The organism is Paraburkholderia caballeronis (assembly GCF_900104845.1).
In the GTDB taxonomy this organism is placed as follows: domain Bacteria; phylum Pseudomonadota; class Gammaproteobacteria; order Burkholderiales; family Burkholderiaceae; genus Paraburkholderia; species Paraburkholderia caballeronis.
In genome coordinates this window covers 398,079-413,309 of the sequence record NZ_FNSR01000001.1, presented here as the reverse complement: position 1 = coordinate 413,309, position 15,231 = coordinate 398,079, and the positions used below count along the sequence as shown (strand labels likewise).

12 protein-coding genes are annotated in these 15,231 nt (G+C 69.5%); all 12 read right to left on the bottom strand.

The features are described 5' to 3' along the window. Positions 1–161: 161 nt before the first annotated feature. Complete coding sequence (flhA, locus tag BLV92_RS01750) at positions 162–2,258, bottom strand: flagellar biosynthesis protein FlhA (RefSeq protein WP_090541704.1); 2,097 nt, start codon at positions 2,256–2,258, stop codon at positions 162–164. Further along, positions 2,255–3,481 (bottom strand): flagellar biosynthesis protein FlhB, encoded by a 1,227-nt coding sequence (gene flhB, locus BLV92_RS01745; protein ID WP_090541702.1) that lies wholly within the window; start codon positions 3,479–3,481, stop codon positions 2,255–2,257. The genes flhA and flhB overlap by 4 nt, the downstream gene beginning before the upstream one ends. A gap of 335 nt (positions 3,482–3,816) precedes the next feature. Next, positions 3,817–5,082, bottom strand: coding sequence for a DUF3443 domain-containing protein (locus BLV92_RS01740; RefSeq protein WP_090541699.1), 1,266 nt, complete (start codon positions 5,080–5,082; stop codon positions 3,817–3,819). Positions 5,083–5,099: 17 nt separating this feature from the next. After that, positions 5,100–5,696, bottom strand: coding sequence for a DUF2844 domain-containing protein (locus tag BLV92_RS01735; protein ID WP_090541697.1), 597 nt, complete (start codon positions 5,694–5,696; stop codon positions 5,100–5,102). A 222-nt stretch (positions 5,697–5,918) separates the two neighbouring features. Continuing rightward, entirely contained in the window at positions 5,919–6,584 is a 666-nt protein-coding gene (gene cheZ, locus BLV92_RS01730; RefSeq protein WP_090546754.1) for a protein phosphatase CheZ, read from the bottom strand. A gap of 67 nt (positions 6,585–6,651) precedes the next feature. Then, positions 6,652–7,047, bottom strand: coding sequence for a chemotaxis response regulator CheY (gene cheY / locus BLV92_RS01725; RefSeq protein ID WP_090541695.1), 396 nt, complete (start codon positions 7,045–7,047; stop codon positions 6,652–6,654). Positions 7,048–7,145: 98 nt separating this feature from the next. Continuing rightward, entirely contained in the window at positions 7,146–8,258 is a 1,113-nt protein-coding gene (locus BLV92_RS01720) for a protein-glutamate methylesterase/protein-glutamine glutaminase (protein ID WP_166676714.1), read from the bottom strand. A gap of 5 nt (positions 8,259–8,263) precedes the next feature. After that, positions 8,264–9,049 (bottom strand): chemoreceptor glutamine deamidase CheD, encoded by a 786-nt coding sequence (gene cheD, locus BLV92_RS01715; RefSeq protein ID WP_090541691.1) that lies wholly within the window; start codon positions 9,047–9,049, stop codon positions 8,264–8,266. Then, positions 9,046–9,987 carry a CheR family methyltransferase gene (locus BLV92_RS01710; RefSeq protein ID WP_167626994.1) on the bottom strand — a complete coding sequence of 314 codons (942 nt, stop codon included), beginning with the start codon at positions 9,985–9,987 and terminating at the stop codon, positions 9,046–9,048. The genes cheD and BLV92_RS01710 overlap by 4 nt, the downstream gene beginning before the upstream one ends. 182 nt (positions 9,988–10,169) lie before the next feature. Continuing rightward, positions 10,170–12,107 carry a methyl-accepting chemotaxis protein gene (locus BLV92_RS01705; RefSeq protein ID WP_090541687.1) on the bottom strand — a complete coding sequence of 646 codons (1,938 nt, stop codon included), beginning with the start codon at positions 12,105–12,107 and terminating at the stop codon, positions 10,170–10,172. Positions 12,108–12,360: 253 nt separating this feature from the next. Next, positions 12,361–12,900 carry a chemotaxis protein CheW gene (locus BLV92_RS01700; protein WP_090541685.1) on the bottom strand — a complete coding sequence of 180 codons (540 nt, stop codon included), beginning with the start codon at positions 12,898–12,900 and terminating at the stop codon, positions 12,361–12,363. A 57-nt stretch (positions 12,901–12,957) separates the two neighbouring features. Further along, positions 12,958–15,228 (bottom strand): chemotaxis protein CheA, encoded by a 2,271-nt coding sequence (cheA, locus tag BLV92_RS01695; RefSeq protein WP_090541683.1) that lies wholly within the window; start codon positions 15,226–15,228, stop codon positions 12,958–12,960. Positions 15,229–15,231 lie beyond the last annotated feature (3 nt).

Sequence of the window (15,231 nt, the reverse complement as noted above, 5' to 3'; positions counted from 1 at the left end):
CCATGGAGCACCCGCCGCGCGGGCCGCCGCAAGCGGAACATCGCGTAGCGACGCCGCCGCATGGATTCCATGCAAACCATGCGCCGGCCGGCAAGGCGCCAGCCGATGCACGCGAGCCGGGATAGGCGGCGATAGCGAACCGGCGGCGCACCCCGCCCGCGTCAGGTCCCGACCACGTTCACGACCTTCACCGTGCGCGTATCGGGCACTTCCGCATACGACAGCACCTTCAGCTGCGGCAGGCTGCGCCGCAGGAACCGCGACAGCATCGCGCGCAGCGAGTGCTGCACGAGCAGCACCGGCGCGAGGCCGATGTTCTGCTGCCTCGTCATCGCCTTCTCGGTCTGCGTGAGCAGCGTGTGCGCGAGGCCCGGTTCGAGGCCCGGGTTCGGGCCGGACGTCAGCGTCTGCGTGAGCACCCGCTCCAGGTTCGCGTCGAGGCCCATCACCTGCATCTCGCCGTTGCCGGGGAACCACTGCTGCGTGATCGCGCGGCCGAGCGCGAGCCGCACCACCGCGGTCAGGTCGTACGGATCGGTGAGCTTCGGCGCGTTTTCGGCGAGCGCCTCCATGATCGTGCGCATGTCGCGGATCGGCACGCCCTCTTCGAGCAGGTTCTGCAGCACCTTCTGCAGCACCGTGACCGACAGCGCCTTCGGCACCAGGTCGTCCACCAGCGACGGCGTGTCCTTCTGCACCCGCTCGATCAGCGCCTGCACCTCGCGGCGGCCGAGCAGCTCGGACGCGTGCATCACGACGAGGTGGTTCAGGTGGGTCGCGACGACGGTGCTCGAATCGACGACCGTGTAGCCGTACACCTGCGCCTGCTCGCGCAGGTTCGTGTCGATCCAGATCGCCGGCAGGCCGAACGCCGGGTCCTGGGTCGGGGTGCCCGGCAGCGCGGCGCTCACCTGGCCCGGGTTGATCGCGAGCCACTGGCCCGGATACGCCTCGCCGGTGCCCACCTCGACGCCCTTCAGCGCGATCCGGTAGGCGTTCGGGCGCAGCTCCAGGTTGTCGCGGATGTGGATCACCGGCGGCAGGAAGCCGATTTCCTGCGCGAACTTCTTGCGGATGCTCTTGATCCGCTTCAGCAGCTCGCCGTCCGAGTTGCGGTCCACGAGCGGGATCAGCCGGTAGCCGACTTCGAGGCCGAGCGTGTCGATCAGCGCGACGTCGTCCCACGTCGCCTCGGTGCTTTCCGTCGGCGACGAAGCGGCCGGCGCGACGTCGACGAGCGTCGCGTCGGTCTTCTTCTGCTCCGCGGACTTCTTCGTCACGCGGCCCAGCTGGATCAAACCGCCGCCGAGCAGCAAGAACGCGAAGTGCGGCATCCCCGGAATCAGGCCCATCATCACGAGGATCGTGCCGGTGATCATCAGCACGCGCGGGTTCGTGAACAGCTGGCTCGTCAGCTGCGTGCCGATGTCCTCGTTGGTCGCGACGCGCGACACGATCACGCCGGCCGCGGTCGAGATCACGAGCGACGGGATCTGCGCGACGAGGCCGTCGCCGATCGTCAGCAGCGTATAGGTCTTGCCCGCGTCGGCGAAGTCCATCCCGTGCTGCACGACGCCGACGATCAGCCCGCCGACGATGTTGATCACCATGATCAGCAGGCCCGCGATCGCGTCGCCGCGCACGAACTTGCTCGCGCCGTCCATCGAGCCGTAGAACTCGGCTTCCTGCGCGATCTCCAGCCGGCGCTTGCGCGCCTGGTCCTCGTTGATCATGCCGGCGTTCAGGTCGGCGTCGATCGCCATCTGCTTGCCGGGCATCGCATCGAGCGTGAAGCGCGCGCCCACTTCCGCGATCCGGCCCGCGCCCTTCGTGATCACCATGAAGTTGATGACCATCAGGATCACGAACACGACGATGCCGACCGCGAAGTTGCCGCCGACGAGGAAGTGCCCGAACGACTCGATCACGCGGCCCGCCGCCGCCGGGCCGGTGTGGCCTTCGAGCAGCACGACCCGGGTGGACGCGACGTTCAGCGACAGCCGCAGCAGCGTCGAGAACAGCAGCACGCTCGGGAACGCGGCAAAGTCGAGCGGCTTCATCGTGTACATGCTGACGAGCAGCACCATCACCGACAGCGCGATGTTGAACGTGAACAGCAGATCCAGCAGGAACGGCGGCAACGGCAGGATCATCATGCCGAGGATCATGCAGATCAGGATCGGGCCGGCGAGCGCGCGCAGATTCGTGCCTTGCAGCACGTCGGCGCGGCGCGCGAGGAACCCGGTGCGGGCGTTCATGCAGATTCTCCTTCAGCGCCGCGGCGCGGCCTGCGTTTGCCGTCGGCGCCCAGCGCATCGGCGGCTTCCTCGTCGGCCTCTTCGTCGGGCACGGCGCCCTGGTCCAGCTCGGACGGCACGTCGAGCGACGTCGGCGCCATCGGCACCGCGCCGCCTTCCGCGCGGAAGCGTTTCAGTTGATAGACCCACGCGAGCACTTCCGCGACCGCGCCGTACAGCGCGCCCGGAATCTCGCGCTCCAGCTCGACGTTGTGATAAAGCGCGCGCGCGAGCGGCGGCGCTTCGAGGAGCGGAATGTTGTGCTCGGTCGCGATCTCGCGGATGCGCGCGGCGACGAGGTTCACGCCCTTCGCGATCACCTTCGGCGCGCGCATCTCGCCGTCCGTGTATTGCAGCGCGACCGCGAAGTGCGTCGGGTTCGTCACGACGACGTCCGCCTTCGGCACCTGGGTCATCATCCGGCGGCGCGCCATCGCGCGCTGCTGCGCGCGCAGGCGGCCCTTCACCAGCGGATCGCCTTCGTTTTCGCGCGCCTCGCGCTTCACTTCTTCCTTCGTCATCCGCAGCTTGCGGTGGTACGACCAGACCTGGTACGGCACGTCGAGCGCGGCGATGACGAACAGGCCCGCGACCGTCATCCCGCAGCAGACCGCGACGAGATGCAGCGCGTCCGCGAACGCGCGGTGCGCGGGCTGCATCGCGAGGCTCAGGATCTCGTCGCGCCGCTGCCAGATCGCGAGCGTGCCGATCACGCCGACGACGAGCGTCTTCGCGAACGATATGCCGAGCTGCACCAGCCCGTTCACCGAAAAGACCCGGCCGAGGCCGGCGATCGGATCGAGCCGGCTGAAATTCGCTTCGAGCGATTTGGTGGAAAAAAGCCAGCCGCCGAGCGCGAGCGGCGAGAGAATCGCGGCCACGCCGGTCAGCGCGAGCAGCGGCGCGAGCGCATACAGCCCCTCGCGCGCGGCGACGCCCGCGCCGGCGAGCATCTTCGTGGTGTCGAACGCGGTCGAGTGGTCGAACGTGAACGCGCCGTGCAGCATCGTGCGCAGGTGGTCGCCGATCATCCCGGACATCATCCACGCCCCGAAAAAGCCGGCCGACAGCAGCGCGAACGTCGACAACTCCCGCGAGCGCGCAACCTGCCCCTCCTCCCGCGCCTTTTCGATGCGCTTGGGAGTGGCTGGTTCGGTTTTTTCGAGGTCGCTATCCTCTGCCACAACGGCTCCGGTCGATGGCGGCGCGCCGCCCTTTTTCAGTGACAGCGATTATTGCCGCGCCGCGCAACGGCCGATCGGCGGATAAGGGCGGAGAAACCGGGGTAGTTCGGCGGATAGCGGGGCGTGGGGGCAAAGCGTGTCGGCCGGTCGCGGCGATGGAGGATCGCCGCGACCGGCGGGCGGAAACAGCGGGGAGAACGGGCGGCAGCGGTCCGGCCGTTGCCGGAGGCGCGGGCGGCGCGCGGCGTCATGGCTCATGCACCGGTCGTGAACGCGGGGCTCCGAAGCGGCGGCGCAGCCGAACCGCGTCCGGCCGCCGCTTCACCCGCCGCGCTTCAGAACGCGACGAACGGCGCCGGCCCGCCCGACGCGCGCTGATCGAACCCGTAGGCCACGGTCCGCCCGTAGAAGAACGGCAGACCGAGATCGAGCGCGCCCAGCCCGAGCGTGCCGGCGAGGTTGTCGAGCGCGAAATTCCCGCTATGGATCAGCGTCGCCGCATTCCCGACGTTGAAGCTCACGCTGGCGGACGTCGCGCCGTCGATGCCGGTCAGCGTCGCGCCGAGCGTCTGCGGCGACGACGGACAGTAGAAGCCCTGGAGCCCGCTGTTGCCGCCGCACAGCGGCAGCGCGCCGTCGTCGAAGTACAGCCCGTTCGACCCGGAGTCGAGGAACGTCACGAGCCGCGCGCCGTTGAAATTCGCGACGAAGTCGCCGGCGCCGTCGGTCGCGAATCGCTGCGTCGCGGTCAGCGTGTTGTTCGTCTGCGTGCCGATGCCGAACCACAGCGTGCCGGTTGCCGACGGCGCGCCGCCCGCGTCGATCGCCGGCAGTTGCAGGATCACGCCGTTGTTGTCGGTCGTGAACCGCGCGGCCGGATTTGCGGCCTGCTGCGCGAGCGGCACGGTCGTGTCGCCGCAGTTCGCGCCGTTCGGGCATGCGTAATAAAGCTGCATCGACGTGCTCTGCGCGCATTGCGCGCAGTCGGTCGGCGCGACGCCGATGCCGAGGATCCCGTTCACGCCGAGGTCGCTCTGCGTGTTCTCCGCGGGGCCGGCGCCCTGGCAGTCGGTCGGCACGGTCGACGCGGGCAGGTCGCCGATCACCTGGATCGGGACTGCGCCCGCGGTTTTGCCGCCGATCGTCACGTCGGCGCTCCGGATCGAGCCCCACGTGTAGCCGTCCGCGAACTGCTCGCACTCGGCGAGCGTGCCGCTGACGTCGCCGTGGCCGGCCGGCAGCGCGCCGGCGACCGCCGGCATCGCGGACGCGAGCAGGCGCAGCCCGGACGACTCCGTGTCGACCTGCACGTTGCCGACGATCTGGCAGGTGCTGGTGCCCGGCACGCAGACGGTCACGCTGACCGCCGGGATGTTCGGCACGCCCTGCACGCCGCGCGTGACCGTCACCGTGACGGCGTTCGGGGCGGTCGGCTGCTGCGTGGACGGCCCCCCGTCCCCGTTGGGGCTGTTGGCGTTGCCGGTCGAGCCGCTGTCGCTGCCGCCTCCGCCGCCGCACGCGCCGAGCACGGCGGCCGCGACGACGAACGCCGCGCGCCGCAGCCAGCGCGCGAACGTCGGATTCGTTCGATGGGTTTGCATCCGTTGTCCCCTGTCCATCATCGGATGTCGGACGCAGCGACGCCGGCAGGCAGCGCCTGCGGCAGCCACGCCACGCCGGCGAACGCGCCCATGTGGCCGCCCGAGCGCACGACCAGCGCATCCTGCTGGACGATCCCCTTGCCGCGCGCGATCCCCGCGCGGCGGTTCGCCTGCACGGTGGACACGTATTGCGGGAAGTAGTCGCCGAGCAGCACCGACAGGTTCGGCAGCCGCGGGCCGCTCCACGCGACGCCGAACACGGTGCCGTTCAGCGCCAGATACTCGCGCACGACGGTGCCGCTCGCGAGCGTGGTCTGCCGGACGGTGTAGGGCGCGGCGGCGGAAGACGAGGACGACGGAGCGCCGGCGGCCGGCTGGACCGCCTCGCTCGCCTCGCTCGCAGCGCGCGCGACCGGCGCGACCCGCGACGGCACGGCCGCCACCGGCCCGCGGCCGAGATCGGAAACGGCAGCGCCGGACGGCGTCGCCATCGGCGCGCCGCCGAGGCCCGCGCAGGCGACGCCGGGCAGCGCGGCCCACGCGACGAAGGCGGCGGCGCAGCCGAGCGCCGCCAGGTTCGCCGGACGGCGAACCAACGGTCTGGTTGTAGTCATGACTCTCCGCGAATCGGCAATCCGTGCCACGACACGGGCAGGCGTCGCGCCGGCCGGCGCTGGCTGCTAAAGCCTATCGCGCCGATATCCGCCGCGACGGACGGATGCGTTTGCCGCAACAGTATGCCCGTGCTTTATTACACGAAACCGGACATGGAAACGGCGGAGCGTCGGCCCCGCCGTTTTCCGTGTCGCGCTTCGTTACCGCCCGCCGCCGCGGGTCTAGAAGCCGAGGCTCGCGAGCAGGTCGTCGACCTGCTGCTGGTCCTGCACCACGTCGGTCTTGCCTTCCGGGTTCACCTGCGGCCCGTTCAGCAGCGCCTCGGGGCTGCCGGTCGGCGACTCGGCCGCGAGCGCCGCGGCGGTCGCCGCGAACTGCTCGCGCCGCTCCGGCGCGATGTTCTCGACCAGCACGCCGAGCAGTTGCTGCTCGATCAGGTAGACGACGTCCATGATCTTCTTGATCACCTGGCCGGTCAGATCCTGAAAGTCCTGCGCGAGCATGATCTCCAGCAGTTGCTGGTTGGTCGCCATCGTCGTTTCCGGCACCTTGCTCTGCAGGAACGTGTGCGTCTCGTCGAGCAGCACGCGCGCGTCGTCGCGGCCGATCGGCGCGTCGTACCACGCGGCCCAACGCTCGCCGAGCGCGTTCGCGTCGCGCTCCAGCTGTTCCTGGCGCGGCTTCGCGATCTCGATCGCGGACAGCACGCGCTCGGCGGCCTGCTCGGTCATGTTCGCGACGTAACGCAGACGGTCGCGCGCATCCGGCACCGCCTCCGCCGCGCGCTCGACGTGCTTGTCGAGACCCAGCTCGCGCATCGAATCGCGCAGCGTGCGCGTCAGTTGGCCAATTCGCGCGAGGATGCGGTCGGTGGCGAGTTCGTCCATTTCGCCATGATCTGCGCGCGCGCCGTCGTTCGGCGCTTCGGGCTGCACACTGGTCGGCTCGTTCACTTCAGCCCCCGGTCTTCGACATCTTTTCGAGAATCTTGGTCAGCTTCTCGTCCAGCGTGGCCGCCGTGAACGGCTTGACGACGTAGCCGCTCGCGCCGGCCTGCGCCGCGGCGATGATGTTCTCCTTCTTCGACTCCGCCGTCACCATCAGCACCGGCAGGTGCGACAGCGCCGCGTCCGCGCGGATTTCCTTCAGCATCGCGAGGCCGTCGAGATTCGGCATGTTCCAGTCCGAGATCACGAAGTCGTAGCCGCCGCTGCGCAGACGCGACAGCCCGACCGCGCCGTCCTCCGCTTCGTCGACGTTCGCGTAGCCCAGCTCTTTCAGCAGGTTGCGGACGATCCGGCGCATCGTCGGAAAGTCGTCCACCACCAGAATCTTCATTCCCTTGTCCATCTGTCGTTCCATTCCTCGAGGCTGATTCCTCGGCAGATATTATCCAGTCAATAACATGGCGCGCGTCGCATCGTCGCACACGCACCGCTTATTTATCATTACACGCGCTGCACGCGTTCGCCCATCGACGCCAGCCGCGCCATCACGCGGCGGCTCATTTCGGACAGCGGCGCGATCTCGTCGGCCGCGCCCATCGCGATCGCCTCGCGCGGCATCCCGAACACGATGCAGCTCGCCTCGTCCTGCGCGAGCGTGTACGCGCCCGCGTGGCGCATGTCGAGCAGGCCGGCCGCGCCGTCCTTGCCCATGCCGGTCAGGATCACGCCGATCGCGTTCTTGCCCGCGTACTGCGCGGCCGAGCGGAACAGCACGTCGACCGACGGACGGTGCCGGTTCACCGGCGGCTCGTCGGACAGGTGCGCGACGTAGTTCGCGCCGCTCCTCGCGAGCAGCAGGTGCGCGTGGCCCGGCGCGATGTACGCGTGGCCCGGCAGCACCCGTTCGCCGTGCTCGGCTTCCTTCACGGAGATCCGGCACAACGTATCGAGCCGCTGCGCGAACGACTTCGTGAAGCCCGGCGGCATGTGCTGCGCGATCAGCACCGCGGGCGCATCCGGCGGCAGCGGCGTCAGCACTTCGCGGATCGCCTCGGTGCCGCCCGTCGACGCGCCGACGATGATCAGCTTCTCGGTGCTGACGAGCGGATTGTTGACCATCGGCGCGGGCGCGACCGGCGCCGGCCCGTGCGGATGATGCGGATGCGCGCCGCCCGGCGTCGCCGGGTGATGCACGTGCGGCGTCTGCCGCACGCGGGCGCGCGCCGCCGCGCGCACCTTGTCCGCGAGCTTTTCCGCGTAGTCGAGCATGCCATCGCGGATGCCGACGCGCGGCTTCGTCACGAAATCCACCGCGCCGAGTTCCAGCGCGCGCAGCGTGATTTCCGAACCGCGCTCGGTCAGCGACGACACCATCACGACCGGCATCGGCCGCAGCCGCATCAGCTTTTCGAGGAAGTCGAGGCCGTCCATGCGGGGCATTTCGACGTCGAGCGTCAGCACGTCCGGGTTGTGCTGCTTGATCAGCTCGCGCGCGACGAGCGGGTCGGGCGCGGTCGCGACGACGGTCATGTCCGGCTGGCTGTTGATGATCTCCATCATCAGGCTGCGGATCAGCGCCGAATCGTCGACACAGAGAACCTTGATTTTTTGCACGGCGTTCACGTCTCCTCTACCGTCTTGTCCTGGTTGAGCGGCCGCCCTCCGGTCGGGCCGAACAGTTCGATGCGCGCCCGCGCGGGGGCAGCCGCGGCGGGCGTGCCGGCAGCCGCGCCGGCGTTGGCGCCCGCGCGCAGGCCGGCCGCGTTGCCGCCGCCCGGCTTGAGCCCGAACAGCTCGACGCGCTCGCGCGCCTTCGCGAGCCGCTCGGCGCGCGCGTTCGCGTCCTGGCTCGCAAGCGCGCGTTCGCGCTCGGCGACGCTCGGGTCCTGCTGCAGCCGCAGTTTCTTCACCATCACCTGGCCCGTGCGCGGCAGGTACGCGACCTTGCGCGGATGCGAGCCCTGCAGGTCCTCGGCGATGATGCGAATGTTTTCGGTCGCGAGATACCGGCGCACGAACGCGGAATTGCGGTCGCCGATGTTCATCGTCGTCATGCCCGCGAGCACCGCCGCGCCGCCGAACACCTTCGCCTCGAAGCGGTCGCGGCGGCCGCCGGCCTTGATCAGTTCGTTGATCAGCACTTCCATCGCGTACGCGCCGTAGCGCATCGAATCGGCGGCCGCGTGGCCGACGTCCGCGCCGTCGTCCGGCAGCATGAAGTGGTTCATCCCGCCGATGCCCGCCGTGCGGTCCTGAATGCACGCGGCCACGCACGAACCGAGCACGGTGACGAGCACCATGTCTTCCTTCGTCGTGTAGAACTCGTTCGGCAGCAGCTTCACGCCCTGCCGGTGGAAGTGCGTATCGAAATACAGGTTCGTCGCGATCGGCAGCGTGGCGCTCATGCGGTCACCCCGCTCGCGTCATGCGCGCGCGCCGTCGTCGCCGGCCGGCTCGCGCGCGCGCCGGTCAGCTCGTACACGGTCTGCCCGCGCAGCCGGAACGCCTGCGTCACGTACGTGAAATTCTCCGAATGGCCGGCGAACAGCAGGCCGTCCGGCTTCATCAGCGGCTCGAAGCGCGCGAGCACCTGCCCCTGGGTCGGCTTGTCGAAGTAGATCATCACGTTGCGGCAGAAGATCGCGTCGAACTGCGTGCGCAACCCGTAGTCCGCATCGGTGAGATTCAGTTGCTCGAAGCGGATCATCGCGCGCAGTTCGGGGCGCACCTTCACGAGCCCCGAGTTCTGGCCGGTGCCGCGCAGGAAAAAGCGTTTCAGCCGCTCCGGCGACAGGTGCTTCACCTGGTCGTAGGCGTACACGCCCGCCTGGCCCTTCGCGAGCACCTGGGTGTCGAGGTCGGTCGCGAGCACCGTCGCCTGGCGCGCGGCGTGGTCGCCGAGCGCCTCGATGAGCGTCATCGCGATCGAATAGGGCTCCTCGCCGGTGGACGCGGCCGAGCACCAGACCGACACCGGCTGCGGCCGGCGCTTCACGAACTCCGCGAGGATCGGGAAGTGATGCGCCTCGCGGAAAAACGCGGTCAGGTTGGTCGTCAGCGCGTTCGTGAACGCTTCCCACTCGTCCGCGTCGTTGCGCGATTCGAGCTGGTCGAGATAATCGCGGAAGCTGTCGAGTCCGAGCGCGCGCAACCGTCGCGCGAGCCGGCTGTACGCCATGTCGCGTTTGTGGTCGGACAGCGCGATGCCCGCGCGCCGGTGAATCAGCGCGCGGATGCGCTCGAAATCCGCCGACGTGAAGTCGAAATCGCGGCCGCCTTCGGCCATCGGACCGGCTGCTGCCGGTTCGCCCCGGTCGACCCGGGAAGTGCGCGTAGCCATCATGATGGTTCCTGCCCCTACTCCATGGCGAAGCGCCCGTTCATCCGCGACGGGCCAAACGCGCGGGCGTCGCCGGTCGCGGCAGTGATGCCGCGTGCTTCGCTCGTTGCGGTTGCGTCCGGATGCATCGCGGTCCCTTCATTGCATTGCGTGTGTCGGTCGGTCTGGTGATGCAAGCACGTCGGTTAGAACGTTTCCCAGTCGCTGTCGGATGTGCCCGACGTCGACGCGAGCGCCGGTTCGCGCGGCGCGCCGCCCGGCTTCGTCGCCGTGGCGCGCGCCGCCGGTTTCGCTGTCGCGGCCGGCTTGACCGTGGCGGCGGGCTTCGCAGCCGGCGTCTGCTGGCCCGGCTGCGCGGCCGCCGTGGCGGACGAAGAAGCGGACGAAGAAGCGGACGAAGAAGCGGACGTCGAAGCCGCGGCGTGTGCAGACGACGCCTGCGGCGCGGCGGCGCTGCCGTGCGCCGGCGCCGCATGCGTCACGGCCGGCGGCGGCGCACGCTTCACCACCGCCTTCGGCGCGGCGGACGGCAATGCGGCGGCGCGCGCCGGTTCGGCGCGGCCCTGCGCGCCGCCGGTGCGCCAGCGGCCCATGACCGCCTTCAGTTGCGACGTCTGCTCTTCGAGCGACGCCGCCGCGGCGGCCGCCTCCTCGACGAGCGCGGCGTTCTGCTGCGTGACCGTATCCATCTGCGTGATCGCGCGGTTCACCTGCTCGATGCCGCCCGACTGCTCCTCGGACGCCGCGCTGATCTCGCCCATGATGTCGGTCACGCGACGCACGGCCTGAAGGATCTCGTCCATCGTCGCGCCCGCACGGCCGACGAGCTGCGAGCCGCTCTGCACCTTCTCGGCCGAGTCGTTGATGAGTTCCTTGATTTCCTTCGCCGCCCCCGCGCTGCGTTGCGCGAGGCTGCGCACCTCGCCCGCGACGACCGCGAAACCGCGGCCCTGCTCGCCCGCGCGCGCCGCTTCGACCGCCGCGTTCAGCGCGAGGATGTTGGTCTGGAACGCGATCCCTTCGATCACGCTGATGATGTCGACGATCTTCGACGAGCTGGCCGCGATGTCCTGCATCGTGTGGACGACTTCGCCGACGACCGAACCGCCGCGCGTCGCGATGTCCGACGCGTTGACCGCGAGCTGGCTCGCCTGGCGCGCGTTCTCCGCGTTCTGCCGCACGGTGCCGGTCAGGTGGTCCATGCTGGTCGCGGTTTCCTGCAGCGACGCGGCCTGTTCCTCGGTGCGCTGCGACAGGTCGGTGTTGCCCATCGCGATCTCGTGCGCGCCGACGTCGATCGACTCCGCGCCCGAATGCACCGCGTTCACGAGCCCGGCGATGCTTTCCTGGGTGCGGCGGACCGCGCCGAACAGCCGGCCGATCTCGTTGTTGCCGCGCACCTCGACCGACTGCGTGAGGTCGCCGCCGGCGATGCGCTCGAAACACGCGGCCGCTTGGTCGAGCGGCTGCACGATCAGGCCGCGCAGCGCGAAGCGGATCACGACCAGCAGGATCAGCGCGACGACGATCGCCGCGATGATCAGCGTGCGCATCAGCGCGATCTGCGACTGCGCGTCGGTCTCGCTCGACTTCGCGTGCTCGCGCAGCGCCTGCGCGACCGGCGCGGCGACGTTGTCATACGCGACGAACATCGGGCTGATCTTCGTGTCGGCGATCGCGTGGTACGCGTTGACGTCGTTCGCGCGCAGCGCGGCGAACTCCGGCTCGACGCCGTCATGCATCAGCGCGTCGTGCTTCGCCACGAGCGAATCCAGCATCGCCGCATCGACGGCCTGCTTCGGCATCGACTGGAACGTCTTCCACGCGTCGTTCCCCTTGCCGAGCAGTTCGTCCGCGCGCGACAGCGCCTTGTTCGCCTCGTCGGTGTTGCCGGCGGCGGTCAGCGCGCTTACACGTTCGAGCGCGACGCGCGAGCGCAGCAGCATCGACGACGCGTCCGACAGCGCCTGCGTCGCGACCAGATCGCCTTCCGAAATTTCCGCGAGCGCGTCGTGCGCGCGGCTCAGCGCGATGACGGCCAGCACGCCGACGACGATCGCGAGCGCGAGCTGAATAATCCCGGCGGACGTCAGCGTCGTGCGGATCGACCATTTGTGCAGCATCGTGTTGCTCCCTGTCCTGTGCGGTCCGTGTGGGTCCGTCCGTATGGGTGCGTCCGTATGGGTGCGTCCGTTTCCGCGCCGGCCGCCGCGCGCGACGCTCGCCGCGCGGAACGTTCCGCGCGGGGTCGCAGGCGGCTGGCCCGACGCCGCGTCGTCGCGTCGTCGCCGTTCGCCGGGGCGGTTTGCCGCTTCTTGCGGTCGGCTTCCCCCTCTCTCGCGTGCCGGCTGCGCCGACGCCCCCCGTTTTGACCGGTTAGCCCGCCAGTTCCTCGATCAGCGCCATTTCGCGGCTCGTCATCAGCTTCTCGATGTCCATCAGGATCAGCATGCGGCCGTCGACGGTGCCGAGTCCGGTCAGGTACTCGGTCGTCAGCGTCGCGCCGAATTCCGGCGCCGGCATCATCTGGTCCAGCTGCAGCGTCAGCACGTCGGACACGCCGTCCACCACCATCCCGACGACGCGGTGCGCGACGTTCAGGATGATCACGACGGTCTGGTGGTCGTACTCGACGCGGCCGAGGTGAAACTTGATCCGCATGTCGACGATCGGCACGATGATGCCGCGCAGGTTGATGACGCCCTTGATGAACTCGGGCGCGTTCGCGATGCGCGTCACGCTGTCGTAGCCGCGGATTTCCTGCACCTTCAGGATGTCGATGCCGTACTCTTCCGCGCCGAGCGTAAAGACGAGGAATTCCTGACCGCCTGCTTCGGCCTGCTGGAGATCGCGGCGGCGCGCGCCCGGGGCGGCGCTGCCCGCGCCGTTGCCTTGAATGGTTTGGACTTCTGTCACGTTAGCCCCTGAACGGTTGGAGATGGGTTGAAGTGGTTGCGGGGATGCTCATGCCGGTCAGGCGATAGCGGCGAGCGCGCCTTGCGGCATGCCGTGCTGCACGCGCGACTCGCGGTTCAGCGCGGCGACGTCGACGATCAGCGCGACGCTGCCGTCGCCGAGAATCGTCGCCGCCGAGATGCCGCGCACCTTGCGGTAATTCGTTTCGAGATTCTTCACGACGACCTGCTGCTGGCCGACCAGTTCGTCGATCAGCATCGCGAAGCGCCGGCCCTCGGTCTCCATGATCGTCACGATGCCCTGGGTCGGCTCGGTGCGCGCGCCGTCGACCGAGAACACCGAGTGCAGCGCGACGAGCGGCAGGTATTCGCCGCGCACGCGCACCACGCGCTCGCCGTTGGCGACCGTGTAGATGTCCTCTTCGCGCGGCTGCAGCGACTCCATCACGAAGTTCAGCGGCAGGATGAAGATCTCGTTGCCGACCTTCACCGACATGCCGTCGAGGATCGCGAGCGTGAGCGGCAGCACGATCCGCGTGGTCGTACCCTTGCCCGCGTGCGACGTGATCTCGACGTGGCCGCCCATCGCCTGGATGTTGCGCTTCACGACGTCCATGCCGACGCCGCGACCCGACACGTCGGTCACCTGCTCGGCGGTCGAGAAGCCCGGCATGAAGATCAGGTTCCACACCTCGTCGTCGGACATCGACTCGCTGACCGGCATGCCCTGCTTCAGCGCCTTCGCGAGAATCTTGTCGCGGCGCAGGCCCGCGCCGTCGTCGCTGACCTCGATCACGATGTTGCCGCCGTGATGCGCGGCCGCGAGCACGAGCTGGCCGGTGTCGTCCTTGCCGGCCGCGCGGCGCACTTCGACCGTTTCGATGCCGTGGTCGAGGCTGTTGCGCACGAGGTGGGTAAGCGGGTCGATGATCCGCTCGATCAGGCTCTTGTCGAGTTCGGTCGCCTGACCGAACGTGACCAGTTCGACCTGCTTGCCGAGCTTCGCCGCGAGGTCGCGCACGAGACGCGGGAAGCGGCTGAACACGTAGTCCATCGGCATCATGCGGATCGACATCACCGCTTCCTGCAGGTCGCGCGCGTTGCGTTCGAGCTGCGCCATGCCGTTGAACAGGCGGTCGTGCAGCGCCGGGTCGAACGTGCTGGTCGTTTCCGCGAGCATCGCCTGCGTGATGACCAGTTCGCCGACGAGGTTGATGAGCTGGTCGACCTTCTCGACGCCGACGCGGATCGAGCCGCCTTCGCTGCTCGCCGCGGCGGCCGGACGCGCGGCCGCCTTGCGTTCGGCTTCGGCGCCGCCGGCGCCCTTCGCGGCGACGGCCGGCACCGCCGGCTGCGCGGACGCGTGCTGCTCGTCGGCGGCAGGCGATGCGGCCGGCTCGGCGGCCGGTTGCGGCGCGGGCGCCGCTGCGGCGGGTGCGGGCGTGGGTGCGGGTGCGGGTGCGGCGGCGGCCGGTGCGGGCGCGGCCTCGACCGGCGCCGGCTCGGCGGCCTGCGGCGCGCCGGCCTGCGGCGCGGCGCCGTGGCCGATCGTGATCTGGCTTTCGTCGATCACGAAGCAGCAGACCGCGATGATGTCGGCCGACGACACGTCGGTGTCGAGCCACAGCGTCAGGTCATCGCCGGCCTTCGTCTGGCCGACGATCTGGCCGAGGTTGCCCAGTTCCTCGGTGAGCAGTTCCTGGTCCTTCGCGTTGACGTTGCGCAGCGTGATGCGCAGATGCGGGCCGTTCGCGTCGTCGGCCGCGCCGGCTGCCTGATCCGCGGAGCCCATCGCGTCCATCGCCTCTTCGACCACATGCTCCGGCACGTCCGGACCGCCGTCGTTCGCCGCCGACGGCACGGCAGCCGCTTCAGCGGGTGCGGCGGCAGCAGGCGCGGCGGCCGGCGCAGCCGCCGGTTCCTCGACCGGCAGCCCGCGGCTTTCCGCGTACAGGCGCTCGAGCTTCGCGCACACCGCGGCGGCCGCGGCCGCGTCCGGCTCCTCGCTCGCGCGGTACGCGGCGAGCTGGCCGGACAGCACGTCCTTCGTTTCGAGGAACGTGTCGATCATGTCCTTGCGCAGCACGAGTTCGTTGTTGCGCGCGCGGTCGAGCAGCGATTCGAGGATGTGCGTCGTCTCGGTGAGGGCGGTGAACCCGAACGTCGCCGCGCCGCCCTTGATCGAGTGCGCCGCGCGGAAGATCGCCGCGAGGTCCTCGGGGTCCGGACGGCCCACGTCCAGATTCAGCAAAAGCTGCTCCATCTGCGCGAGCAGTTCGTCCGCTTCGTCGAAAAACGTCTGATAGAACTGAGTGATGTCGAGTGTCATGCG

Excerpts from the sequence above, each read along its gene's own strand:
- cheD (WP_090541691.1), bottom strand. The coding sequence starts at position 9,049 with ATGAGCGCCACGCTGCCGATCGCGACGAACCTGTATTTCGATACGCAC.
- flhA (WP_090541704.1), bottom strand. The coding sequence starts at position 2,258 with ATGAACGCCCGCACCGGGTTCCTCGCGCGCCGCGCCGACGTGCTGCAA.
- BLV92_RS01740 (WP_090541699.1), bottom strand. The coding sequence starts at position 5,082 with ATGCAAACCCATCGAACGAATCCGACGTTCGCGCGCTGGCTGCGGCGC.
- cheZ (WP_090546754.1), bottom strand. The coding sequence starts at position 6,584 with ATGGACGAACTCGCCACCGACCGCATCCTCGCGCGAATTGGCCAACTG.
- cheA (WP_090541683.1), bottom strand. The coding sequence starts at position 15,228 with ATGACACTCGACATCACTCAGTTCTATCAGACGTTTTTCGACGAAGCG.
- BLV92_RS01735 (WP_090541697.1), bottom strand. The coding sequence starts at position 5,696 with ATGACTACAACCAGACCGTTGGTTCGCCGTCCGGCGAACCTGGCGGCG.
- BLV92_RS01710 (WP_167626994.1), bottom strand. The coding sequence starts at position 9,987 with ATGATGGCTACGCGCACTTCCCGGGTCGACCGGGGCGAACCGGCAGCA.
- cheY (WP_090541695.1), bottom strand. The coding sequence starts at position 7,047 with ATGGACAAGGGAATGAAGATTCTGGTGGTGGACGACTTTCCGACGATG.
- BLV92_RS01705 (WP_090541687.1), bottom strand. The coding sequence starts at position 12,107 with ATGCTGCACAAATGGTCGATCCGCACGACGCTGACGTCCGCCGGGATT.